General features: G+C 63.6%; 15 protein-coding genes and 1 pseudogene. 3 read left to right on the top strand and 13 right to left on the bottom strand.

The window, feature by feature from the left end; genetic code table 11:
• Window positions 1–9: 9 nt before the first annotated feature.
• The 3 genes from X741_RS152515 to X741_RS152525 form a co-directional block, all read right to left on the bottom strand.
• A complete protein-coding gene (locus X741_RS152515) occupies window positions 10–852 on the bottom strand; it encodes a methyltransferase domain-containing protein (protein ID WP_023777988.1) in 843 nt (280 codons plus the stop codon).
• Window positions 853–857: 5 nt separating this feature from the next.
• A complete protein-coding gene (locus tag X741_RS152520; RefSeq protein WP_023777987.1) occupies window positions 858–2,213 on the bottom strand; it encodes an NAD(P)-dependent oxidoreductase in 1,356 nt (451 codons plus the stop codon).
• A gap of 117 nt (window positions 2,214–2,330) precedes the next feature.
• On the bottom strand, window positions 2,331–3,074 hold the full coding sequence (locus X741_RS152525; protein WP_023777986.1) for a gamma-glutamylcyclotransferase: 744 nt from the start codon (window positions 3,072–3,074) through the stop codon (window positions 2,331–2,333).
• A 170-nt stretch (window positions 3,075–3,244) separates the two neighbouring features.
• Between X741_RS152525 and X741_RS152530 the strand changes: the two genes are divergently transcribed.
• Window positions 3,245–4,021 carry a VOC family protein gene (locus tag X741_RS152530; RefSeq protein ID WP_023777985.1) on the top strand — a complete coding sequence of 259 codons (777 nt, stop codon included), beginning with the start codon at window positions 3,245–3,247 and terminating at the stop codon, window positions 4,019–4,021.
• Window positions 4,022–4,146: 125 nt separating this feature from the next.
• On the opposite strand, the gene X741_RS152535 is transcribed toward X741_RS152530, so the two are convergent.
• On the bottom strand, window positions 4,147–4,635 hold the full coding sequence (locus tag X741_RS152535) for a hypothetical protein (protein WP_023777984.1): 489 nt from the start codon (window positions 4,633–4,635) through the stop codon (window positions 4,147–4,149).
• Window positions 4,636–4,834: 199 nt separating this feature from the next.
• On the opposite strand from X741_RS152535, the gene X741_RS152540 reads away from it, so the two are divergent.
• Complete coding sequence (locus X741_RS152540) at window positions 4,835–5,227, top strand: DoxX family protein (protein WP_023777983.1); 393 nt, start codon at window positions 4,835–4,837, stop codon at window positions 5,225–5,227.
• A 21-nt stretch (window positions 5,228–5,248) separates the two neighbouring features.
• Here X741_RS152540 and X741_RS152545 read toward each other — a convergent pair whose 3' ends face one another.
• On the bottom strand, window positions 5,249–7,675 hold the full coding sequence (locus tag X741_RS152545) for an FAD-dependent oxidoreductase (RefSeq protein WP_023777982.1): 2,427 nt from the start codon (window positions 7,673–7,675) through the stop codon (window positions 5,249–5,251).
• Between the two features lie 73 nt (window positions 7,676–7,748).
• A complete protein-coding gene (locus tag X741_RS152550; protein ID WP_023777981.1) occupies window positions 7,749–9,287 on the bottom strand; it encodes a trimethylamine methyltransferase family protein in 1,539 nt (512 codons plus the stop codon).
• 216 nt (window positions 9,288–9,503) lie between these two features.
• Here X741_RS152550 and X741_RS152555 point away from each other — a divergent pair, with 216 nt between their 5' ends.
• The gene (locus tag X741_RS152555) at window positions 9,504–10,094 is read left to right on the top strand and encodes a transglycosylase SLT domain-containing protein (protein ID WP_023777980.1); all 591 of its coding nucleotides are present in this window, start codon (window positions 9,504–9,506) and stop codon (window positions 10,092–10,094) included.
• Window positions 10,095–10,182: 88 nt separating this feature from the next.
• Here X741_RS152555 and X741_RS152560 read toward each other — a convergent pair whose 3' ends face one another.
• From X741_RS152560 to X741_RS01000000166550, 7 genes and pseudogenes are all read right to left on the bottom strand, one after another.
• Complete coding sequence (locus X741_RS152560; protein ID WP_023777979.1) at window positions 10,183–10,620, bottom strand: TA system VapC family ribonuclease toxin; 438 nt, start codon at window positions 10,618–10,620, stop codon at window positions 10,183–10,185.
• A complete protein-coding gene (locus tag X741_RS152565) occupies window positions 10,617–10,844 on the bottom strand; it encodes a hypothetical protein (RefSeq protein WP_023765200.1) in 228 nt (75 codons plus the stop codon). The genes X741_RS152560 and X741_RS152565 overlap by 4 nt, the downstream gene beginning before the upstream one ends.
• A gap of 154 nt (window positions 10,845–10,998) precedes the next feature.
• Window positions 10,999–13,203: an ABC transporter ATP-binding protein gene (locus tag X741_RS152570; RefSeq protein WP_023777978.1), complete on the bottom strand. Its 2,205-nt coding sequence runs from the start codon at window positions 13,201–13,203 to the stop codon at window positions 10,999–11,001.
• A 54-nt stretch (window positions 13,204–13,257) separates the two neighbouring features.
• Window positions 13,258–14,486: pseudogene (locus X741_RS01000000166555) on the bottom strand (ABC transporter permease).
• A gap of 12 nt (window positions 14,487–14,498) precedes the next feature.
• Complete coding sequence (locus tag X741_RS152575) at window positions 14,499–15,533, bottom strand: ABC transporter permease (protein ID WP_013894591.1); 1,035 nt, start codon at window positions 15,531–15,533, stop codon at window positions 14,499–14,501.
• Window positions 15,534–15,682: 149 nt separating this feature from the next.
• Window positions 15,683–17,341, bottom strand: a complete 1,659-nt coding sequence (locus tag X741_RS152580) for an ABC transporter substrate-binding protein (RefSeq protein WP_023777977.1) — start codon at window positions 17,339–17,341, stop codon at window positions 15,683–15,685.
• Window positions 17,342–17,594: 253 nt separating this feature from the next.
• On the bottom strand, window positions 17,595–22,181 hold the full coding sequence (locus X741_RS01000000166550; protein ID WP_245272701.1) for a translocation/assembly module TamB domain-containing protein: 4,587 nt from the start codon (window positions 22,179–22,181) through the stop codon (window positions 17,595–17,597).
• Window positions 22,182–23,656 lie beyond the last annotated feature (1,475 nt).

Genomic DNA, 23,656 nt, shown 5'->3' with positions numbered 1-23,656 from the left:
AGGTCCCTTTCAACCGAGACGAAGGAGCATTTCCACGGGTGCAAGAATGCCACCTTCAAGCGCGGCGGTGATATTGGCGATCTTGGTGCGGGCATCCCCGCCCATGATCAGGCCAACACCAGGCGGCGGCTTTGTGCCGTCGGCCTGAGCGGCAGCCATCCGTGCGCGCATCGTGGCAAAGAATTCGACGGCAAAGGCGCCGCGTGGCCGTTCCGACGTCACCGAGAAGCCCGCGGTGGTGGCGGCCGATCGATAGTCGTCGGGCGTGGCGACAAAGGACATGGTTTCGTCCGATGCCCATGGCAGCGGAAACGTCAGTGTGCCGGGCTTGAGCCGCATCACATCGTAGACGGCAAAGACGCCGCCCGGCCGCAGAACACGGGCGGCCTCGCTCATCAGCTTCGCCTTGTCGGGAAGGTTCATGCCGACATGCAGGATCATTGCCGCATCGAAGCTGGCATTACCGAACGGCATGTCCAGTGCGCTGCCCTGGACGAAGCGCGTCCTGTCCGCCATTCCCGTGCGCTTCGACAGGCTGGTCGCGACGTCGACATAGCTCTGCGTCAGGTCGATGCCGGTGACATCGGCGTCGGCACTGTTGGCGACAAAGCGGGCCGGACCGCCTATACCCGATCCGATGTCAAGAAGCCTGCCAGCCGGCTTCAAACCCATCTGATCGACGAGTTCCCTGGTGGCTGCCACGCCACCGATGTGAAATTCATCGATCGCTTCGAGATCGCTGACGCTCAGATGGGCAACGTCCACGCCCATATCGGCGAGCGCGGCAAGGATGCGCTGCTCCAGGCCAGATATCTCGTAGTGACGGGCGATGCCCGGTTCCACTGTGGCCATGATCCCTATCCCTGCGTCAGGTTCCTGTTGATGCTTTCCGCCGCATCGCGGCCTTGCGCCACGGCCGAGACGGTCAGGTCGTCGCCGCCAAAAATGCAGTCGCCGCCTGCCCAGACCTTGGCCAGCGAGGTCCGCCCTTCCGCATCGACCTTGATGCGGCCAGCTTCGAGTTCGATCGATGCGCCGCTGCCGTTGAGAGCGGTCGGGACAAAGCTCTGGCCGATCGCCTTGAATACCTGGTCGGCAACGAGCGTCAGCGTCTCGCCGGTGCCGGCAAGCCTGTCGCCGTTCATGGCGGTGTATTCGAGTTCGATGGCACTGACCTTGCCGCCATTGGCAACCACCCGCTTCGGCTGCAGCCAATGGCGGATGGTGACGCCGTTGGCGGCAGCCAGATCCTGCTCGAACTCGGAGGCGTTCATATGCTCCTGGCCGCGCCGGTAGCAGATCGTCACCTCCTCGGCGCCGAGCAGCTTCGACTGCACGGCGGCATCGATCGCCGTCATGCCGCCGCCGATGACGACCACCCGCCGGCCGACCGGCAGGCTCGAGAGATCGCTGGCCTGGCGCAGTTCGGAGATGAATTCCACCGCATTGGTGACGCCGTCGGCTTCCTCGCCCTCGGCGCGCAGTGCATTGACGCCGCCCAACCCCATGCCGAGGAACACCGCGTCGTAATTGCGGATCAGGTCGGAGAGCTGATAGTCGCGGCCGAGCGCCTTGCCGTTCTGGATGTCGATGCCGCCGATCGAAGTGACATAGTCGACTTCGGCCTGGGCGAAATTGTCGACACTCTTGTAGGCGGCGATGCCGTATTCGTTGAGGCCGCCGGCCTTCGGCCGTGCCTCCAGGATGGTTACGTCATGGCCGTGACGGGCGAGCCGGTGCGCGGCGGCGAGGCCGGCAGGCCCGGCGCCGACCACGGCAATCGTCTTGCCCGTCGGCGTGGGCCGCGGATAGAACTGCTTGTTCTCGGCCATCGCAACATCGGTGGCATAGCGCTGCAGGCGGCCGATCTGCACCGGCTTGCCCTCCGCCACCTCGCGCACGCAGACCTCTTCGCACAGCGTCTCGGTCGGGCAGACGCGGGCGCACATGCCGCCCAAAATGTTCTGGTCGAAGATGGTCTTGGCCGAGCCGATCGGATTGCCGGTCGATATCTGGCGGATGAACAGCGGGATGTCGATCGAGGTCGGACACGCGTTCATGCACGGCGCGTCGTAGCAGAAATAGCAGCGATCGGATTCGACCAGCGCCTCGTGGTGATCGAGCGGTGGATGCAGGTCGGAAAAATTGTCCGCATACTGGTCGGCCTGAAGCCGGCCGCCGGCAATACCCTCTTTGAACTGGCCTTCTGGCATCGTCAGTTCCCCATGTTTTTCGTTTTGGGGAAGGCTAGCACGTTTTATTTTTTTATCAATTGGTCAATTTTCGGCGCAAGAGACTGAAAAGACTGAAGAATAATATGACTATTACACTCATGTTATGACTTTGAGCAGTTGCTCTTGCGGGATGGCCGAGTGAACTGGATCGAGGGCCCGAGCATGGATGGTCCGGATCTCGTCAGCGACCAGTTTCTGCAATCGCCACAGATTGCGGTCATGAATGCCGAACGCTTCGAGATGGCTGACGGTATTGTAGAGATATTCGGCCCCGGAGCCGATATGCCCGCAGGCCCTGGCCAGCACGCTTGCCACCCTGTCCAGCGGCTGGCTCAGCGACGTACCCCTGCCCTTCACACCGACCCAGAAGCCGAGCGCCCGCAGCGCACCTTGCGCCGTATGCACGGGCAGCCATCGGACGGTGTCGATGCTTTCGTGGTCGCTGATCTCGCGCCGCAGCAGCCTTTCGATCTGCGCCGTTTTTTCGCCCTCCGGCAGACGGTAGATCACGCCGTTGCAGCGTCCACCCCGTTCGAGCGCCATCATCAATCCCGGTTGCGCGGCGCTGCCGCGCCAACGCACCATGTCGAGACAGAACGAGCGGTGCCAGCCATAGGCCGTGGCGAGCCGTTGTTCGACGGATTCGAATTCCGGTTTCCAGATCAGCGACCCATAGGCGAACACCCACAGCGGTCCCTCGTCCGCCTCGTCGGAGAGCCGCAAGGCAAGGGTCCGGAAGTCACCGTCGTTCATCTCGGTCCAGCTCGGATCGGGACCCGGATCGGCCTCTTCCCGATGGCACAGCGCGACAAGCTCGGGCGTAAGCGACATAAGGCGCATGGACGACAACCCCCTCGTCACCGCAGAGAAATCGAAAACCGCCGGATGCGCAACCGGGGAACGCCTGGCATCTAAAGACATTGTTGTTCGGGCGGATGTCGGATTTCCGTCGTGAAGATCGTCCTAGGATGGATCGGACGACGATCGACGCAAAGGTGAGGAGACCCGAAATGCCCAAATCCCCGATGCACTTCTTCTGGTACGAGTTGATGACATCAGACCTCGATGCAGCCGAGGCGTTCTATACCAACGTTGTCGGCTGGACGGCGCAGCCCTTCGACGCGGCTCCCGGCATGCCGCGTTACATCGTCATGAATGTCGGTGAGCGTGGCGTCGGCGGCCTGATGACGCTGCCCGAGGATGCGGCCAAGATGGGCATGCCGCCGGCCTGGCTCGGCTATATCCATACAAAGGATGTCGACGCCTCCACGGCATCGCTGGAGAAAGCCGGCGGCTCCGTTCATCGCCAGCCCGCCGACATTCCAGGCGTCGGCCGCTTTGCCGTCGTTGCCGATCCGCAGGGCGCGACCTTCATGTTCCTGCAGCCGAACGGCCCCGACCAGCCTGTCATGCCGGCCAGCACGCCGGGCCATATCGGTTGGCACGAACTCTACACCAGCGACTGGAAGGCCGCGTTCGATTTCTATTCCGACCAGTTCGGCTGGGCCAATGCCGGCGACTTCGACATGGGTCCGATGGGCACCTACCAGACCTTCACGGCCGGCCCCGAATCCGGCGGCGGTATCATGAACAAGCCGCAGCAGATCCCGGTGCCGGTCTGGCAGTTCTATTTCAACGTCACCGGCATCGACGCGGTGGCCAAACGCGTCACCGACAATGGCGGCAAGATCCTGATGGGGCCGATGGAGGTCCCCGGCGGCAGCTGGATCGTGCAATGCCAGGATCCGCAAGGCGCGCATTTCGCACTGATGGCGCCGGTGCGGTAAGCGCTGCATACGGAAACTTGCCAACTTCTGAAGGCTAGCACCCCTTGTTGCCCCCTCTGTCCAGCAGGACAGAGGGGGCACTGTCCCGCAGACTCCTGCTATTTTTTGAACGAAGTTTCGTAAGGTTACTCCGGCGTCAGCACCGCGACCTTCAACTCAGCCTTTTTTGCTCCGCTGAACTGCACGGTGGCCGGACCGGGCGTAAGCTTGAAGCGCACGCTCTTGCGGATGGCGGGGCAGGTTTTCACGCCACTATAGCCAGCCGATTTGATGGCGTGGCCGTCCTGAATGACATCGACCCAGGCCTCGCCCGACAGGCTTATCTGTATGACCCCGTCCGGCGGCACCTCCACGCTGGCGACAGCGCCGAACGTGCCTTGTGCCGGGGCACGTTCGGGCGGCAGCGTAAAGCCGGCCTTCTCGACTGGCACCAGCCCCAGGTCAGCCGCGGCGCCGACTGCCAGGGCCGCCCCTGAGGGTGTCGCTGGTGGCGCGGCAAACAGTGCCTGTTCCCGCGTCACCGGCCATTTGAAGGCCTCGCAGCCGGCGTCCTCGGCCATGGCGAAGCTGGTTCCTGCAAGGAGAGCGAAGAGGCCGACGACGACTTTTTTCATGGCAAAGGGAACCCTCATTTTTAGACTGTTCACGCTAATACAACCATGGCGATAGGAATGCAACCCTTGCGGGAACAATATGAAGGATCAAACTGGGGAACATTACCAGTCACCCATTGTTGATGGCGTGCCATGGGAAGTGAATGGTTCATCGCCGGCTGATAATCTATGGCCAAGCGGACTGAAAAATGGAGTCATCATGAAGCTTTTCGAAAGCCTCTCCAGATACCAGCCGCAGGCGCTCGGCGTGTTGCGCATCATGACCGCCCTGCAGTTCATCGAGCATGGCAGCCAGAAACTGTTCAACTTCCCAGTCAGCGCCGATCCCCACGCCCTCTCCGGGCTGTCCACGACCGCCGCCATCCTCGAATTCGCCGGCGGCATCCTGCTGGCACTCGGCCTGTTCACTCGGCCCGTTGCCTTCCTCCTGGCCGGCGAGATGGCGATCGCCTATTTCATGGCGCACATGCCGCGCGATTTCTTCCCGGTCAACAACGGCGGCGATGCGGCGATCTCCTTCTGCTTCATCTTCCTTTATCTGTTCTTTGCCGGCCCCGGCGCGTTCGCGTTGGACAATCGCCGAAACGCTTGATGCGCGACAAGGGGGTGGATTTCACCCCCGCATCCGCTCGAAATTCGCATCGAACAGCGGCGTGGCCTGCATGCGCGCAGCGTGGCGCTTGCCCAACAGCTCGATCTCGAAGCCGTCACTCTCCTCGGCGATCTCCTTCGGCACATAGCCGACGGCGACCGACTTTTTCGAGTGATGCGCATAGCCGCCCGACGTCACCCAGCCGCGCACAGCACCGCCGAACCAGATCGGCTCGTCGCCGATGACGTCGGCGTCGTCGGCATCGACGACGAAGGCGCGCAGCCGCAACTTGCCGCCTTGCTTGCGCTCGGCCAGCGCCGCCGCCTTGCCGATGAAGTCCGCCTCCTTGCCGTAGGCGACGAAGCGGTCGAGCCCGGCTTCCAGCGGTCCGTAGATCGGCCGGTATTCGCGCCCCCATGAGCCGTAATTCTTCTCCAGCCGCAGGGCGTTCAGCGCCCGCGAGCCGAACAGGCCGATACCGAATTCCTCGCCGGCCGCCATCAGCGCGTTGAACGCAGCACGCTGGTATTCCGGCGCCACCCAGATCTCGTAACCGAGATCGCCGGTGTAGCTGACGCGGCCGACCAGGCACGGCGCCATGCCGATATCCATCTTTGCGACGGCCATGAAGGGAAACGCCGTATTGGACGCGTCGGCGCGGCTGACCTTGGCCAGCACATCCCTCGCCTTCGGCCCGGCAATCGCAAGGCCGGTGAGTTTCGCTCCCTGCGCCTCGATGCGAACCGAACCATCCCCGGGCAGATGCGCCTCGAACCAGCGCATGTGATACTGCTCGGCAATGCCGGAGCCAGCGAGGAACCAGCCTTCGGAACCGAGATTGGCCAGCGTGAAATCGCCGATCAGCCTGCCGTCTTGCTTCAGCATCGGCGCCAGCGTCATGCGGCCGGGTTTGGGCAGTTTGCAGGCAAGCATGCGGTCGAGCCATGCGGCCGCCCCCTCGCCGGTCACCGTGTATTTGGCGAAGCTCGAAATCTCCGACAGGCCAACGCCGTCGCGAACCGCGGCGACTTCGCCGGCAACATGGGTAAAATCGCTGGAACGCCGCCAGGAGAACTCGTCCTTAACGCCTTCAGGCGCATACCACAGCGGCACCTCCAGCCCGTAGGCAACGCCAAACTGCGCGCCCTTGGCCGACAGAAGGTCGTAGACCGGAGTCGTCTTCAGCGGCCGCCCGGCCGGCAGTTCCTCATTGGGGAAGCGGATCGAGAAGCGCCTGGAGTAGTTCTCGCGCACCTTGGCGTTGGTGTAGGCCATCGTCGCCCAGTCGCCGTAGCGCGCGACATCCATCGCCCAGATGTCGGCTCCGGGATCGCCCTCGATCATCCAGTTCGACAGCGCCAGGCCGACACCACCGCCCTGTGAGAAGCCGGCCATGACACCGCAGGCGACCCAGAAGCCGGGCAGGCCGCGCACCGGCCCGACCAGCGGGTTGCCGTCCGGCGCGAAGGTGAAGGGGCCGTTGATGATCTGCTTGATACCGGTGTTCTGGAAGGCCGGGAAATGCCGGAAGCCGACTTCCAGCGACGGCGCGATGCGATCGATATCCGGTTCCAGCAGTTCGTGGCCGAAGTTCCACGGCGTCTGGTATTCGGACCACGGCTTGTTGGCCTTCTCGTAGGTGCCCATCAGCATGCCGCCGCGCTCCTGGCGCAGATAGAGCTCGCCGTCGAAATCCACCGCATGGATGATTTCGGTGCCGGTTTTCTGGTTCCATGCGGCGACCTCCGGCATGTCCTCGGTGATCAGGTACATGTGCTCCATGGCCAGCACCGGCAGCTCCAGCCCGACCATGCGGCCGACTTCGCGCGCCCACAGGCCACCGGCATTGACGACATGCTCGGTCACCACCTCGCCCTTGTTGGTGATCACGCGCCACATCCCGTCGGGCCGCCGCACGATGTCCTCGACTTTGGTGAAGCGCTCGACCTCGGCGCCCAGCTTGCGCGCCGCCTTGGCATAGGCGTGGGTGACGCCCGAGGGGTCGAGGTGGCCATCCTCCTTGTTGCGGACGGCGCCGACGAACTGCTTTGGGTCGAGCAGCGGCATCAGTTCGGCCGCCTCTTTAGGCGAGATTTCCTCGAGATCGATGCCGAGATAGCGGCCCTTGGCAACGACACCGCGCAGCCAGTCGAGCCGCGCCTCGGTCGCCGCCAGAAGCACACCGCCGGTCAGGTGCACGCCGGTCGCCTGGCCGGAAAGCTCCTCGATCTCCTTGTAGAGGTTGATCGTGTATTTCTGCAGCTTGGCGACGTTGGGATCGCCATTGATGGTGTGCATGCCGCCCGCCGCATGCCAGGTCGAGCCCGAAGTCAGTTCGTCGCGCTCAAGCAGCACCACATCGGTCCAGCCGTGGCGGGCAAGATGGAACAACACCGAGCAGCCGACGACGCCACCGCCAATGACCACGACCTTTGCATGCGATTTCATGGGTTTTTCTCGTTATTTCAGTGGATTGAAGAGATAAAGTGAATCCAAAAGGCAGCGCCAGGAACTGCGAAAATCACGGCTCGCCCTGCCCGATCGCTTCCTTGCGCCTGGCCACATAGGCCTCCAGCGCCTCGCGCACGGCGATATCCATCGCCGGCTCGACATAATCTTCCAGCGCCTTCTTCCACAGCCGGGTCGCGCGCGCGGTGGCGTCGAGCCCGCCGGCCTCCTGCCAGGCTTCGAAATTCTGCCAGTTGGATAGCATCGGCTGGTAGAAGGCCGTCGCATAGCGCTCCAGCGTATGCGGCTCGCCGAAGAAATGGCCGCCGGTCGGCACCGCGCCCAGCGCATCGATGGCAAGCTCGGCCTCGTCGACCACGATCGGGCGCAGGAACTCCATCATGTGCTGGATCATCTCGACATCGATGATGAACTTTTCGAACGACGCCGTCAGCCCGCCCTCCTGCCAGCCAGCGGCGTGGTAGACGAGATTGCCGTGGCCGAGTACCGCGCCCCACAGCGCCATCAGCGTCTCGTAGGCGCCCTGCGCGTCGGCGGCGTTTGAGGCCGAGCCCGGTGTTGTGCGGTATGGCAGCCCATAGCGCCGCGCCAACTGTCCCGAGGCGATGTTGGCCTTGGTGTTCTCCGGCGTGCCGAAGGCCGGCGCACCCGACTTCATGTCGACATTGGAGGTGAAGGCGCCATACATGACCGGTGCGCCGGGACGCACGAGCTGAGTCAGGACGACACCGAACAGCGCCTCGGCATTCTGCTGCGCCAGCGCGCCGGCCAGCGTCACCGGGCTCATCGCCCCCATCAGCGTGAACGGCGTCACCGCCACCGATTGGCCGAACTCGGCCATCGTCATCAGCCCCTCGGCCATCATCTCGTCGAAGCGCCGCGGCGAATTGACCGAGATGATGGTGGCGATGCCCGGGTCGTCAGCCATCTGGTCCAGCGTCAGCCCGCGCGCGATTGCCATCATCTCGATGCCGTCCAGCGCCCTGCCCCGGCCGATCGCCGAGACATGGAAACTCTTGTCGGTCAGGGTCAGATTTGTGAAATAAGTGTCGAGATGACGCGAATTCGCCGGCAGCTCGACCGGCGCGCAGACCTGGTTGCCGAGCATATGGACACAGTTGAAATGCTGCGCCAGCCGCGTGAGATCCGCATAGTCGCGCAGATTGCCCGCCCGGCGGCCACGCTCCATGTCATGCACATTGGGCGGCCCCGCGACGAGTGTGAAATTGATGGTGTTGCCGCCGAGATGGATGGTGTTGGCAGGATTGCGCGGTGTCAGGCGGTAGTTGGACCGCGTCGTCTTCAGCGCCTCATCGACCATGCCGCGATCGATGCGGACATTGGCCGAGGCGTGGTCGACCCTGGCGCCGGCTTTCTCGAAAAGCGCCAGCGCCCGCGGGCTCATCACCTCGATGCCGAAATTCTCCAGTATATGCATCGAGGCCTGATGGATCGCCTCGATCTGGTCTGGAGACAGCAAGGCCATGGGCGGATAGGGATTAACGACGCGCCTGAGCGGCAACTGTGGAATGGGCGCCGGCCCCCGGTTGCTAGTGCGCTCGGCGCCGCGTTTGCGTCTTGGTTCGTTCATGCCGGCATCAAAGCCTCGGCAAACCGGCCAAGCTGTCAGAAATACGTCGTTTGCGGGCGTGATTTTAGCCAAGGCGGCATTCCTGCAATAGGAATTTAGAAAAAGCGACAGAACAAGTCGGATTTTCAATATGGCATTGTCTGAAGCGCACGCGCCGACGAGCGGTTAACACCGGCAGCAAGATTCCCTTTATGATTTCGGCTTATTGGTCTGCCGATGCGTAGGTCGAGTTTTAGTAAAATTGTAGCGATTGGCGTGCTGCTGGCGCTTTCGGCCTGCGCGACGGCGCCCAGCCGCATCAACAATGTCTGCGCCGTCTTCGACCAGAATGACGGGTGGTTCGACAATTGGCAGTCGGCGGCCGAGCGCACGCAGCAGAAATACGGCGTACCCGTGCCCGTGCTGATGGCGACGGTGCGCAAGGAATCCGGCTTCAAGAGCAACGCCCGGCCGCCACGCACCAAGCTTCTCGGCTTCATCCCGTGGAAGCACGTCTCGTCCGCCACCGGCTTCTCCCAGGCGCTGGACGGCACCTGGTCGCAATATCAGAACGAAACCGGCAACTGGGCGGCACGGCGGACGAAATTCGCCGACGCCGTCGATTTCGTCGGCTGGTACCATTCCAAGACCGCCGACACGTTCGGCGTCGCGCGCAACGACACCTACAATCTCTATCTCGCCTATTATCTCGGCTGGACCGCCTATGGCCGCGGCAACCGTGGCGACGCCGGCGTCCAGGGCTATGCCCGGGCCACCGACAAGATGGCTCGCGATTACGCCGTTCAGTTGCAGCAATGCGGCAATTGACTTTGCCGGGGCATTTCACGGCCAAGTGAAATCAGCTGCCGCTACGGAAAAGCGAGATTGCCCTGGGGTCGCGATAGACCTCAGCGATTCATTCGCTCGGGATCAGATGGAGGATCGGCTTTCCTCCCCTTACCGCCGCCGTCGACAGCTTTCGGTCAAACGTCGCCAATTTGCCGCCGCGCGCCTTGGCGAGCCCCAGCAAATAACTATCCGTTACTTGCGCCGAGGTTAGGATCCTGGCTGCATCAATGTCGCTGGAACCGACGAGGCTGATGTCATCCGACCAGAACTGGTGTCCTGAAAGGGCATGCAACTTGCCGACAATCTGCGCAACGACAGCGGGCGAACCCGGAGAATTGGGATATTTCGGGTTGCTCAAAATCCTGATGACACCATTTTCGGTAATGGGACATGTAGCCCATGACAAATGCCCTGTGGATTGGAACCACCGATGGGCATCTTCATGCGCGACATGAGCCGGATCGATCAAGGCAATCAAGACATTGACGTCGAACAGGAAGGTCACGGCAGTTCGTCGCGAAGCGCATTGACCATTTCGAGATCGACTATCGGGCCGTCGGACCGCGACGAAAGTAAGGGGATACCGTTGCGTTCGCCGCCAGCCTGCGGCCTGCGCAGCGAGTGGCGAGCCAGATCGGAAATGACCTCGCCAATGCTGCGATCCTGCTGCCGCGCCATGGCCTTGGCTGCAAGGAGGACATCGTCATCGATTGCAAGCGTCGTTCTCACAATACGTCTCCTTGCCGCGCATCAAACATCACGCATCACATAAGGCAGTGGACGGAGATATTCAAGGGAACGTCGCCTGTCGTCCCTTGACACATATGAGATATGACGAAGCTGCGGAGCAATGCACCAGCAAGCGATATTGCCCCTGTGCTGGTTAGCTCGGCTTCTTGCCGCGCGGACGCTTCGGCGGCGTGCCGGCAAATCCCGGACCCTCGCCATGCGGCGCGTCGTCCGGCACGCCTTCATGGGCGGCATGCTCCTTGTCGAACTTGATCACCGGTTCCATCGTTGCCAGCACCTCGTCGGAGAGCCAGCACAGGCTCATATGGCCATCGCCAAGATGCTTCACCGGCGGTACCTTCGTCTCGCACAGATTGTCCGGCACCAGCTTCTTGTAGCCGCAGCGTGTCTGGAACGGGCAGCCGGATGGCGGGTTCATCGCCGACGGGATGTCGCCTTCGAGCACGATGTGCTTCTTGATCACGCTTGTGTCGGCGATCGGGATCGCCGACAGCAGCGCCTCGGTATAGGGGTGATAGGGCGGCGCGAAGATCTGGTCGGTCGTGCCTTGCTCGACGATATAGCCCAGATACATGACGACGACGCGGTCGGCGATGTAGCGCACCACGGAAAGATCGTGGCTGATGAACAGCATCGTGGTCTTGTTCTTGCGCTGAATGTCCATAAGGAGTTCGGTCACCGCCGCCTGCACCGACACGTCGAGCGCCGACACCGGCTCGTCCGCCACCACCACCTTGGCGTCGCCGGCAAAGGCACGCGCCACGCCGATGCGCTGCTTCTGGCCACCGGAAAGCTGGCGCGGCTTGCGCGTCTCGAAGGCACGCGGCAGCTTCACCAGGTCGAGCAGCTCCAGCATGCGCTTGCGCCGGTCGGCGACCGTCTTGCCGACATTGAATTTCTCGAGCGTGCGGATGATCTGCGAACCGACCGAATGGCTGGGGTTCAGCGTATCGAACGGGTTCTGGAACACCATCTGGATCGACGACACGGTGTCGACGCTGCGGCTCTCGATGCCGGTCGACTGGATTTCCTTGTTGCCCAGCGTCACGCTGCCGGAACTCGCCGTCTCCAGCCCGAGCAGCACCTTGGCCAGCGTCGACTTTCCGCAGCCGGATTCGCCGACGATGGCGACGGTCTCGGACTCGCGCGCCATGAACGAGATCGTCTCGTTGGCCTTGACGACACGGCCCTCGCTCGAGCCGAACACCTCGCGGCCGCCGACCTTGTAGTATTTCCTGAGATCCTCGATCTTGAGCACCGGCGCGCCGGGCACGACGCGCTCGTTGACCTTCTTGGCGCCTGGCGGCAGGGCTTCCCAGTCGATCTCGTTGAAACGCACGCAGCGCGAGAAATGGCCTTCGTGGCCCGCGACCTCGACCATCGGGATTTCGGCCGCGTTGCAGACGCCCTCGACGAAATGGTGGCAGCGCGGGCCGAAATTGCAGCCCTTCGGCCGCTCATGCGGCAGCGGCAATTGCCCGGGGATCGAGATCAGCGGCCGCGAATTCTTGTCCGCGCCCGGCAGCGGGATCGAGCGGAACAGCCCTTGCGTATAGGGATGGCGCATCCGGTCGAACACGTCCTTGATCTTGCCGGTCTCCACCGCCTCGCCCGAATACATCACCGTGATGCGGTCGCAGGTTTCAAGGATCAGGCCAAGATTGTGCGACACGAAGATCATCGAGGTGCCGAACTTCTCGCCCAGCCCCTTGACCAGATCGACGATGCCCGCTTCCACCGTCACGTCGAGCGCCGTGGTCGGCTCGTCGAGCAGCAGCAGCGCCGGCTTCGACAGCAGCGCCATGGCGATGACGATGCGCTGCTGCTGGCCGCCCGAGAGCTGGTGCGGATAGGAGCGCATCATGCGCTCGGGATCGGGTAGCTTGACCGAGCGCACCATTTCCAGCGCGCGCTTGTAGGCCTCTTCCTTCGACACCTTGTCGTGGATCAACGGCACTTCCATCAGCTGCTGGCCGACCTTCATCGCCGGATTGAGGCTTGCCATCGGCTCCTGGTAGATCATGGCGATCTTGTTGCCGCGGATGGCGCGCAGCTCCTCATCGGAGAGCTCGCCCATGTCCTTGCCCTGGAACTTGATCTTGCCGCCGACGATCTTCCCGATGTTGGAGAGGTCGCGCATGATGCCGAGCGACACGGTCGACTTGCCGCAGCCGGATTCACCGACGATGCCCATCGCCTCGCCGGGCATGACCGTGCAGGAAAAATCCATGACGGCCGGTATCTCGCCCTTGCGCGTGAAAAAGGAGATCGACAGGTTCTCGATCTCGATGATCGGCCCGTTGGTCGGATTAGCCGGATTTCGAACTGCCTCGTTCATGGGTCGCTCCAATCCTAGTTCTTAGCCAAGTGGGATCTGGGATCGATCCCACCGTCAATCCTTCATCGATTGCTCACGCAGGGAATCGGCGAGCAGGTTGAGCCCCAGCACGAAGCTCATCAGCGCGATCGTCGGCGGCAGCGCCGGGTGGATAAAGGAGCGCAGCAGCCGGCTGGCATCCTTGATCGCCGTGCCCCAGTCCGGGCTCTCGGGTGCAAGACCGAGGCCAAAATACCCCAGCGTGCCGAGCAGGATCGTGGTGTAGCCGATGCGCAGGCAGGCGTCGACGATCAGTGGTCCGCGCGCATTGGGCAGGATTTCCCACAGCATTATGTACCAGGGCGATTCACCGCGCGTCTGCGCCGCCGCCACATAGTCGCGCGTCTTGATGTCCATCACCAGGCCGCGCACGATGCGGAACACGCCGGGACTGGAGGCGAACACCACAGCCACGAAGATGTTGAGCTGGTTGGGATCGATATGAACGATCTTCAGCGGATCCCGGTCGAAGACAAGGCCGAGATAGATCCAGCCGCCTATGATGAGCGTCAGCCCGAGCAGGATGTAGATCCGGTCCGGCCGGTTCTTGTAACGTGTCCAGAACAGCACGCTGAAAAAGATGATCGGAAACAGGAAGAAGACGCCGGCCAGCGCATAGGGGATCGGCGTGTCCATGATACCCGGCGTCACCAGCAGGTAGAACAGCAGGATCACCGGGAAAGCCAGCACGAGGTTGGCCAGGAACGACAGGATGGAATCGATCTTGCCGCCGTAATAGCCGGCCGGCAGGCCGAGCGTGATGCCGACCATGAGCGCGAACCCGGTCGCCGCGGGTGCGATGATCAGGACGATCTGGCTGCCATAGACCATGCGCGAGAACACGTCGCGCGCCAGCTTGTCGCCGCCGAACAGATAGACGAGACCCGACTGCGGTTCGATGGCGCCGGGCAAAGTGTCCTTCATGATCGGGATTTGGCCGAGCGGATCGAANGACCCGACTGCGGTTCGATGGCGCCGGGCAAAGTGTCCTTCATGATCGGGATTTGGCCGAGCGGATCGAAGGGCGAGATGGTCGAGGCGAAGATCGCCGTGAACAGCCAGAACAAGCAGATGAAGACACCCGCGATGCCGACGCCGCTATCGAACAGCTGGCCGTAAAGGGCCAGCTTCTTCTTGTAGAGGAAGCTCGCCCCCATGACGATGACGAGCGCGACCCAGACCGGCCAGAAGCGCCAGAGCACTTCGAGGATGATGGTGGAGGCGCCGATATATTGAGCTTGCATTGCGCCTTCTCCCTACTGAACCCGGATGCGCGGATTGAGGAACGCGTAGCCGACATCGGAAATAAGCTGCGTGATCAGGACGATGAACACCGAGACCAGCGAACAGCCGAGCAAAAGGTCGATGTCGTTGTTGCCGGCGGCCTCGACCAGCGTGTAGCCGAAGCCCTGGTAGCGGAACATCACCTCGACGATGACGACGCCGGTGAGCAGCCAGGGAAACTGCAGCATGATGACGGTGAAGGGCGCGATCAGCGCGTTGCGCAGCGCATGCTTGACCACCACGTTGCCGAACGACAGGCCCTTGAGCCGGGCGGTGCGGATATATTGCTGCGTCATCACCTCGACCATGGAGGCGCGCGTCATGCGCGCGATGTAGCCGATGCCGTAGATCGCCAGCGTGATCACCGGCAGCGTGAAATTGTAGAAGGTGATGCCCTGGCTTGCTGATGCCGCCGAACCGTTCAGCCAGCCGAGCCACGAGGCGAAGATGACGGTGAAGATGACGCCCGACACATATTCAGGCGTTGCCGTGGAGGCGATCGAGGCGACCGAGAGCACACGATCGGTGCGCGAACCCTCGCGCATGCCGGCGAGAATCCCGATCAGCAGCGAGACTGGCACCATCACGACCAGCACCCAGAACATCAGGATGCCGGTGGCCCCGAGCGCCGGAAACAGCTTGGCCGCGACCGTGGTCTTGAATTTGGTCGAACAGCCGAAATCGCCCTCGATCACGCCCGAGAATGTCGGCACGGCGGGGTCGTTGCAGAAGGAGAAACGCTGCGTCGTCTTGCCGGTCGCCGGGTCCGTGATCGGCTGCTTGGGCAGCACGCCCAGCCACTGGCCGTAGCGGACGAAGAAGTTCTGGCGATAACCGTGATTGACCAGCCAGCTTTCGAGTTGCTCGGCCGATGTGTGCATTTCGGTCTGGCTGATCGCCAGCTTCTTCAGATTGGGTTCGAGATTGACGAGGAAGAAGACGACCAGCGTCAGGCACAGCATCGTGAGCAGAATCGTACCGACGCGTCTGATTATGAATGAGAACATTGTGCCCCCCTGCCGGCCGGGTTGGGGTCAGATATGGTCAACCCTGTTTCGAAAACCTTGCAACGTCACGCCGCCGCTGCACGAATGCAACGGCGGCGATCCCGCGAATGCGAGGGGCGGTGCGCCCTTCGCATTCGTCAAGCTGTGGGTCACGCCTGATCGAGCCAGACCTTGCCGAAATCGTGCTCGTAGGTGGGGTGCATCGAGTGGTTCTTCACCTCGGGCTTGATGTTGATGTAGAGCTTGCGCCAGTAAGGCTGGATGATGATGCCGGATTCCTGCAGCATCGTCTCGATTTCCTTCATCACCACCTTGCGCTTCTCCGCATCGGCGATCCCGAGCGCCTCGTTGACCTTCTTGTCGAAGTCCGGATTGGCATAGGCCGTCTCGTTCCAGGCTTCGCCCGAGCGGTAGGCGATGGCGATGACCTGGATGCCAAGCGGACGCATGTTCCAGTTGGTTTCCGAGAAGGGGTACTTCGTCCAGTCGTTCCAGAAGGTCGAGCTCGGCAGCACGGTGCGCTTCACCTTGATGCCGGCCTCGCGCAGCTGGGCCGCGATCGCGTCCGTGGTGTTCTTGTGGTAGTCCTCGTCGTTGCTGATCAGCTCGTGCTCGAAATCGATCACGCCGGCTTCGGTCAGCATCTGCTTGGCCTTGGCCATGTCGCGCGGGATCTTGGGCAGCTCGACATATTCCGGATGGATTGGTGCGACATGGTGGTTTTCCGCCGGCGTGCCGGCATTGCCGTAGCCGAGCTGGAGCACCACCGAATTGTCGACGGCCAGGCACATCGCCTGGCGCACCTTCTGGTCGCCGTACGGCTTGGCATTGACGTTGAAGCGCGAGACCACGGTCGCCGCGGTCACCACTTCCGAAGCCGGCGCGCCGACGTCCGAGATAATCTTGACGTAGTCGGCGGTCGTCTCATGGTTGGTCTGCACTTCGCCCGACTCGAACGCCGAAACCGTAGCAGCCGGATCCGTGCCATAGTCGATGAACTCGACGCCATCGAGGAAGGCCTCGCCCTGCCACCACTTGCCGGTCGTGCGGCGCTTGTAGACGACCTTCTGGCCGACATCGTAGGAAACGAGTTCGAACGGGCCGGTGCCGATCGGGCAGTTCTTGAAGTTCGCGCCCTTTTCGTCGAAGGTCTTGTGCACGATGAGGCCGGGATAATCGCACAGGTTCGGGATGATGGCGATATCGGGCTTGGTCAGCTTGAGCTTGACCGTCATGTCGTCGACCTTGACGACCGAACCTTCGCGCAGCTTCTTGGTCGTGTCGTCGACGAGACTGCCAAGGCGTCCCGGCATCGAGTTGCCTTCCGCCGACTTGTCGGCCCAGCGGGTGAAGTTGTAGATCACGTCGTCGGCGGTGAACTTGTCGCCGTTGTTCCACTCGACACCAGGCCGCACATGCAGCGTGTATTCGGTGGCGTCGTCATTGATGTCCCAGCTCGCCAGCAGATACGGCGCGAAGGTGTATTCCTTCGTGTATTTCACCAGCGGCTCGAGCGCCTGGCGTTCCGCGTTGGAAATCTCAGACCAGTCGGCGGTGCGCGGATCCTTGGGATCCTTGACCGACATGGCGACTTTCAGCACGCCGCCCTTCTTGCCCTGCACGTCCTCGGCCTTGGCCGGGGTCGGAGCGGCAAGGCCGAGCAGGCCGTAAGCCATGGCCGTCGACGCGCCGAAGACGCTGGCAAGCGCCAGGAATTCGCGGCGATCCACCGTTCCTGCCTTGGCTTCCTTGGCCATGGCCAGGATGTGATCCGGCACGCTGTCGCCATTACTCTTATAGATTGTCATGACTAACTCCCATTGTTGGCTTTCCGCCGATTAACATTCCGCATCCAGGCCATGATGTCAAAGACGGCTTGGATTGGGAACATGTTAGCGAATGTGCAACTTTGAAAAGAGAGCGGTACGCGCGATAGCGACAGTCTTGACGCAAAATTGCTAGTGCGCCCAGATTCCGCCAAAATCTCTTCGGGCGATTAGACTGAGACATTTGCCTCGCTTCTGACAGCGCCAGTCCTGGCCACGGTGAAGGGCCAGACCGTCAGTATTCCTTCTCATAGAAGATGCCGCCCTTGGCTTCGCCGGCGTCCGTCGCCTCGCCGCGCAATTTGACGCCGCGACCGACATTGAGGTCGATGGTCGCCTTGCCCGAACCTGGCTTGTCGCCCTTCTGGATCGTCACATAGGTGCGGTCGTTCAGGTACTTGCCTGCGGAGACAGCGGTGCCGCCCTTGTCGTCGGTGGTGACGTCGAGATCATCGACGCCAATGGCGCTGCGCAGGTTTTCAAGCAATGACGTCGAGCCGCCGACGCCGGCCAGTTGCCCCGCCGCTTCAGCCAGCTGCGCGATCTGCAGCGGCGACAGGTTCGACATCGAGCGACCGAAGATCAGTTGCGCCAGCACCTCGTCCTCGGGCAGCGCCGGCACCGAGGAGAAGGTGAATTTCGGATTGGTCGCCTCGCCCGACACCACGATGGTGACGGTTGCGCCGGTCGTGGTCGTTGTCGCGGTCAGGTTGAGATAGGGCACCAGCGAGCCGGAAAAGCCGACCGTGCCTTCGGTGAAGGTCAGTCGCTTGCCGAGGATCGAAAGCCGCCCGCGCTGCAGGGTGAAGGTGCCGATCGCTTGCGGCGACGAGGCCGGGCCGGTGAGCTTGAGCGAGCCGCCGAGTTCGGCATCGACGCCCCTGCCCTGGATGAAGATCTGGTTTGGCGCGCTGACGGTGACGTCCAGCGCGAGGCCGCTGCCGCCGCTCTTGCCGCTGGTCGTCGCCGGGCGCAGCGCCTTGTCCTGCGCCCGCACCGCACCGGGGGCGTTCTTGTGCTTGACATCGAGCGCTGCGAGCGAGCCCGGCAATTTATCCGGAACCGTGATGACGGTCTTGGCGAGGTTGACGGTGCCGGCGATCGCCGGAGCGGAAACGAGCGGCCCCTTGATCGTCAGGTCGCCGCCCAGATTGGCGGTCACCACGCGCCCGTCCGTGTAGCGGCCGTCGGTGAGTTTGATCGACAGGTCGGCCGGAAAGCCCTGCGCCGGATTGATGCCGACCGTGCCGCTGGCCGAAAGGCTGCCACGCGTCGACAGCGTTCCGGTCAGCCGGTTGATCCTGGCGAGGCCGCCGCCGATCGAGATGTCGGCCGCAATATCGTTGACGGCAAGGCCCGAGCGCGCATCGACCAGCCGCGCGCCGGAGGTGCTGACGCTGCCACTGATGACAGGCGATGTCGCCGGGCCGCGCACCTGGACTTTGACGTTGGCGGTTCCCGTCAGCGACAGGCCTTGCGCGGCAAGCTTCTGGCTGAGGATGCCGAACGGCACGCCGCCATTGAAATCGAGCGCCAGCGCCGGCGTGCCCGCCGTCGTCACCGTGCCGCCACCCTTGAGGCCAAGCCCGGCGCCGTCGCTGACATTGGCATTGAAGGTCAGCTTGTTGCCGGCAAAGGTGCCGGACGATGAAACGCTCACCGCACCAACACCCGCGCCGCGGGTCTGCGACGTCTGCACGCCGGCCGCGTCGATGTTGAAGGCGACAGCCGGGCTGGCTGGGGCACCGGTCACCTTGACCGTGCCCGAAATCGACCCGGCGGCATCGAGCCCGGGCGAGAAACTGTTGGCGAGCGACATCGGCACCCGCGCCAGCGCCGCGTTGATGTCGAGCGCCTGCCCAACCTTGCCGGTCACCGTTGCCGTGCCGCCGCCGAGGTTGAGCACCAGCCGGTCCAGCGTCGTCGTGCCATTGGCGATACTGACCGTCGAGGCCTGGGCGATGGCTGCCTTGATGCCCTGCACGGTCGCCTGGCCGGAAGCGAGTTCGATGGTCGTCGTGCCATTCGCCACTTTCACCCGGCCGGCGGCCTTGGCCGGAATGCCCTTCACCGTGGCGCCGCCGGAAAAGCCGGTCCAGTCGCCGTCGCGCTTCAAATCGACATCGATGCCGCTGATGACGGTGCCGCCCGAGGTGACGGTGTCAGCGCGAATCTTGCCTGAGATCACCGGAGCGGCGAGATAGTTGGCGATCAGCGCATCGATGGAAACGGCTTTCGCCTGGAGATCGCCGCGCGTGATCGAGGCGGTCGTCGCCTTGACGGCGACCTGGGGCGCTGCGCCGTTCTTCGAGAAGGCGATTGTGCCCCGCACATCGCCTTCCGCCTTTTCCAGCGCGAGCGCGGCGAGCGGGCCGATATCGGGCAGGTCGAGCGTGATAGTGCCTTCAGGGACGAACTTGTCGTCCAGCGCCAGGTCGCCGGAAATCTTGTTCTTGCCCAGCGACAGGAGCAGGCCGTTGATGGCGCTCTTGCCGTCCGCCGTCGCCAGCACCGCACTGCCTTGCAGGGCCTGACCCGCGACATTGCCGGTCAACTGCACGTTCGCCGCCGGATTGGCGGCATCCGCCTTGCCGGTGGCCGTGAGCCTCAGCCCGGTGATCTCGCGCGCCGCCACCGACAGCCTGTCGCTATCGACGGTCAGTGACAGGTCGGGTGCGGTGGCCGGCCCCTGGGCGCTCAGCCCGAAGGCGATGGCGCCCCTGGCATCCTTCGACAGCCGCGAGATGTCGCTCAGCGCGCCCTTGATGTCGGCCGCCACCTTGTTGTCGGCAAGGCTCGCCTGCCCGCCGGCGGTGAGCGCGCCAGAGGTCAGCTTCAACGCATCGATGTTTATGCTGCCGTTGGGGTCGCGTTTCAGCGTGGCGCTGATTTGCGCACGTTCGCCAAGCATGCCGCGCACCGCAGCGGGCAAGGCCGATGACGGGGCGTCCGCATTCAGCTTGAGGTCGATGGCGCCGTCACGCAGCGATACCTGGCCGGCGACCTGGCTGTTGAGCGCATCGCTCTTGAGCGAACCGCTGTCGATGGCGACGGCATCCGATGTCAGCCGGGCACTGAGGGCGGCCGTGATCTTGCCGGCGATCAGCGGTGCGATCATGGGATTGTCGAGCCCGACCTTGTCCACCGACACCGTGCCGGAAACCGGTCCGGCGCGGTTCTTGAGATCGAAAGCGTCCGAGTGCAGCGCCAGCACAAGACCGTCCACCTTCGTCGGGCTGGTGGCGATCGAAGGGACGATCGCGGACACGTCGAGGCGGGCTTTCGTGCTTTCCCCCGCCACTTTCGCTGACAAAGACCGGACCTCGATCCTGACCGGGCTTTCGGTGCTGCCGACCGTCAGCGGCAGGCTGGGGCCAGATGAAGTAAGATCAAGCGCGAAATCGCTGGCGCCGTTCGGATTGATGGTGCCGGAGGCCGTGCCGGAAATCTTGTCGCCGGAAAGCGTGGCATGATCGAGGGCGACGCCACCGGCCATGGTGTAGGCGCCCGCTGCATCGACAGCGAGCGGTCCGAGCCCGGCCTGGCGGGTCTGGCTGGTCTCGACGCCGGCAAGCTGCGCGTCGAAGTGGACCTCTGGAGCAGCCGGCGTTCCGGTCACCTGCGCTGTACCGCCGAGCGTACCCACGGCATCGAGCCCGGGCGCAAAATCATTGGCAAGGGCGGCAGGCAGCGCGGAGAATTGCGTTGTGAGATCGAGCGTCTGGCCGGCGCTGCCCGACAGCGTCACCGAGCCGCCGCCGATATCGAGCGCCAGTCTTTCGATGCTGGCCGTGCCATTGGCGATGGTCAGCGCCGAGGCCTGGGCGATGGCCGCCTTGATGCCACGCACCGTGGCCTCGCCCGAGGCGACCTCGACGGTCGTGGTACCCTCGGCGATCTTGACCCGTCCTGCCGCGGTCGCCGGGATGCCTGCTATCGTCGCGCCGCCGGTGAAATTGGTCCAGTCGCCGTCACGCTTCAGGTCGACGCCGATGCCGCTGATTTCGGTGGCTCCCGAAGTCACCACCTTGGTCTTTATAGTACCCGAGATCGCCGGCGCCTTGAGGTAGTTGGCGACCAGCGCGTTGACGGTGATCGCCTTGGCCGTCACCTCGCCTCGCGCGATCGACGTGCTCTTCGCGTCGATCGCGACGGACGGCACGTCGCCCGCCTTGGCGAGGTTGATGGTGCCGTTGATGTCGCCGGTTACCGCTTGCCCGGCGAGTGCCGCCAGTTGGTCGATTGCCGGCGCGGCGAGCGTCAGCGTGCCCAGGGGCATGAACTTGTCATCGAGCGCCAGGTCGCCCGAGACCTTGTTGTCGCCCAGCGAAACCAGGAAGCCGTTGATCGAACGCTTGCCCTCGCTCGTCACCAGTGACGCCTTGACGTCGAGAGGCTGGTCGTTGACGGCGCCGGTCAGCGAGATATCGGCGGACGGGTTTGCGATGTCGGCCTTGCCGCTCGCCGTCAGCTTGATCGTCTTCACAGTGCGGCCGGAGGCCGTCAGGCTGTCGCTGTCGGCGGAGACGGTGAAATCCGGCGCTGTCAGGGCGCCGCTTGCCGACAGCGCGAAACCAACGCCGCCAGCGACAGGAACGCCGACCGTCGGCGACAGCACCGAAACGTCGCCCAGTTTGCCCTTGATATCGGCCTGGATGTCGGTGCCTTGCATGCTTGCAGTGCCGCTGGCGCTGAGCGAGCCGGACGTGAGCGAGATCGAATTGGCGGCGAACGCCCCTTGCGGATCGCGCGTCGCGGCGGCCGAGAACTTCACGCGTCCACCGAGCACCGAGGCGATCTGAGGCGGGAAGGCTGTCGCCACCGCATNGCGGCCGAGAACTTCACGCGTCCACCGAGCACCGAGGCGATCTGAGGCGGGAAGGCTGTCGCCACCGCATCGGCATTCATCTTGAGCTGCATCGACAGATCGGCGAGCGCTACCGTGGCCGTCAGCGACGCGTTGACAGCATCGGAGCGCAATGTGCCCTGATCGATGGCAATGGCGTCCTTGCTGACCGACCCGGCCAGGTCGACATTGACCTTCCCGGTGATCAACGGCGCCAAGGTCGCGACGTCGGTTTTCAAGCCGCCCGCCTCCAGTCTGACCGTGACCGGCCCGGCGCGGTTCTGGATGTCGAAACCGTCGGAATGTACCTGCGCCGCCAGATCGTCCAGCCGCGTGCCGCCGACGACGATCGAAACGAAGGAGGCGCCGATGTCGACGATCGGCGCCTTGCCGTCGCCAAACGCCCTGGCGGTGGCATTCTTGATCGCCAGTGTAATCGGTTGCGCCTTGCTGCCGACGCTGACCACCACGGGCGGCCCCTTGGCGGCGAGTTCGACCGCGAGATCGCTGGCCCCGGCGGGATCGACGATGCCGGTCGCGGTGCCGTGCACGGCGTCGCTCTCGATATTGGCCCGGTCGACACTGAGACCGCCGGCCGAAGTGGCGGTGCCCGCCACGTCGAAGCTGGTCTTGCCGGCAAACAGCGGCTTCAGGTTTTCCGGCAGGAAGGAAGCGAAGTCACCGTCACCCTTGGCTTCGAGGTGGTGGCCCTTGTCGGTCAGCTGATGGCGGCCGGTGAGTTGGGTGACGATCTGATGATCGACGAGGAAGGTGCCGACACCGCTCCAGTTGGCCAGCGGCCCCGTGCCCGAAACGACGATATCGACCGGCGGCGCATCCGGCAGGTTGAGCAGGTTGGCGATGATGCCGCCGGCCGGCTCCGATGCCTTGAGGTCGAGGTCGAGCTTGTTGTCGGCCGGAGCGAAATGGACTTTAACATCGACACTGCCTTGCTTGCCGTCATGGCGGGTGACGTTGAGCACCGTGTCGACCGCCAGCGGCGCGGCATCGGCCTTGACCGACCCCTTGGCCGCAAGCTCGGCGATGCCGCTGCCGGCCAGTTGCTCGCCGAGCGCGATTTCCGGCAGGTCGATCTGCTTGATGTCGATGGACACCGGCAGCGTCGTCGTGCCGCTCGGCGCCGGCTGTTGTTGCGTGCCGGCCACCGGCAGGCGCGCCAGTTCGATGCGCTCGGCCGCGATGCGCTCGGCGCTGAAGCTTTTCGACAAAAGCGCCGTCGGCGACCAGTCGACGGCCACCTTGCGCGCCACCAGCCAGGCGCCATTGCGGTCTTCCAGCACGACATGGTCGACGCTGAGGTCGCCCGACCAGATGCCGTCGATGCCGCTGACGGTGACCTTGCGCTCGTCGCTCGAGGCGAGCCGCGAAATGATGCCGGCGAGATTGTCCCGGCCGCGCTCGGTCTTGGTCAGCACGACAAGCGCACCGAT

The organism is Mesorhizobium sp. LNHC221B00 (assembly GCF_000502935.1).
GTDB classification, from domain to species: Bacteria; Pseudomonadota; Alphaproteobacteria; order Rhizobiales; family Rhizobiaceae; genus Mesorhizobium; species Mesorhizobium opportunistum.
The sequence above is the reverse complement of the archived record's forward strand: the minus strand, read 5'-3'. Positions and strand labels throughout refer to the sequence as shown.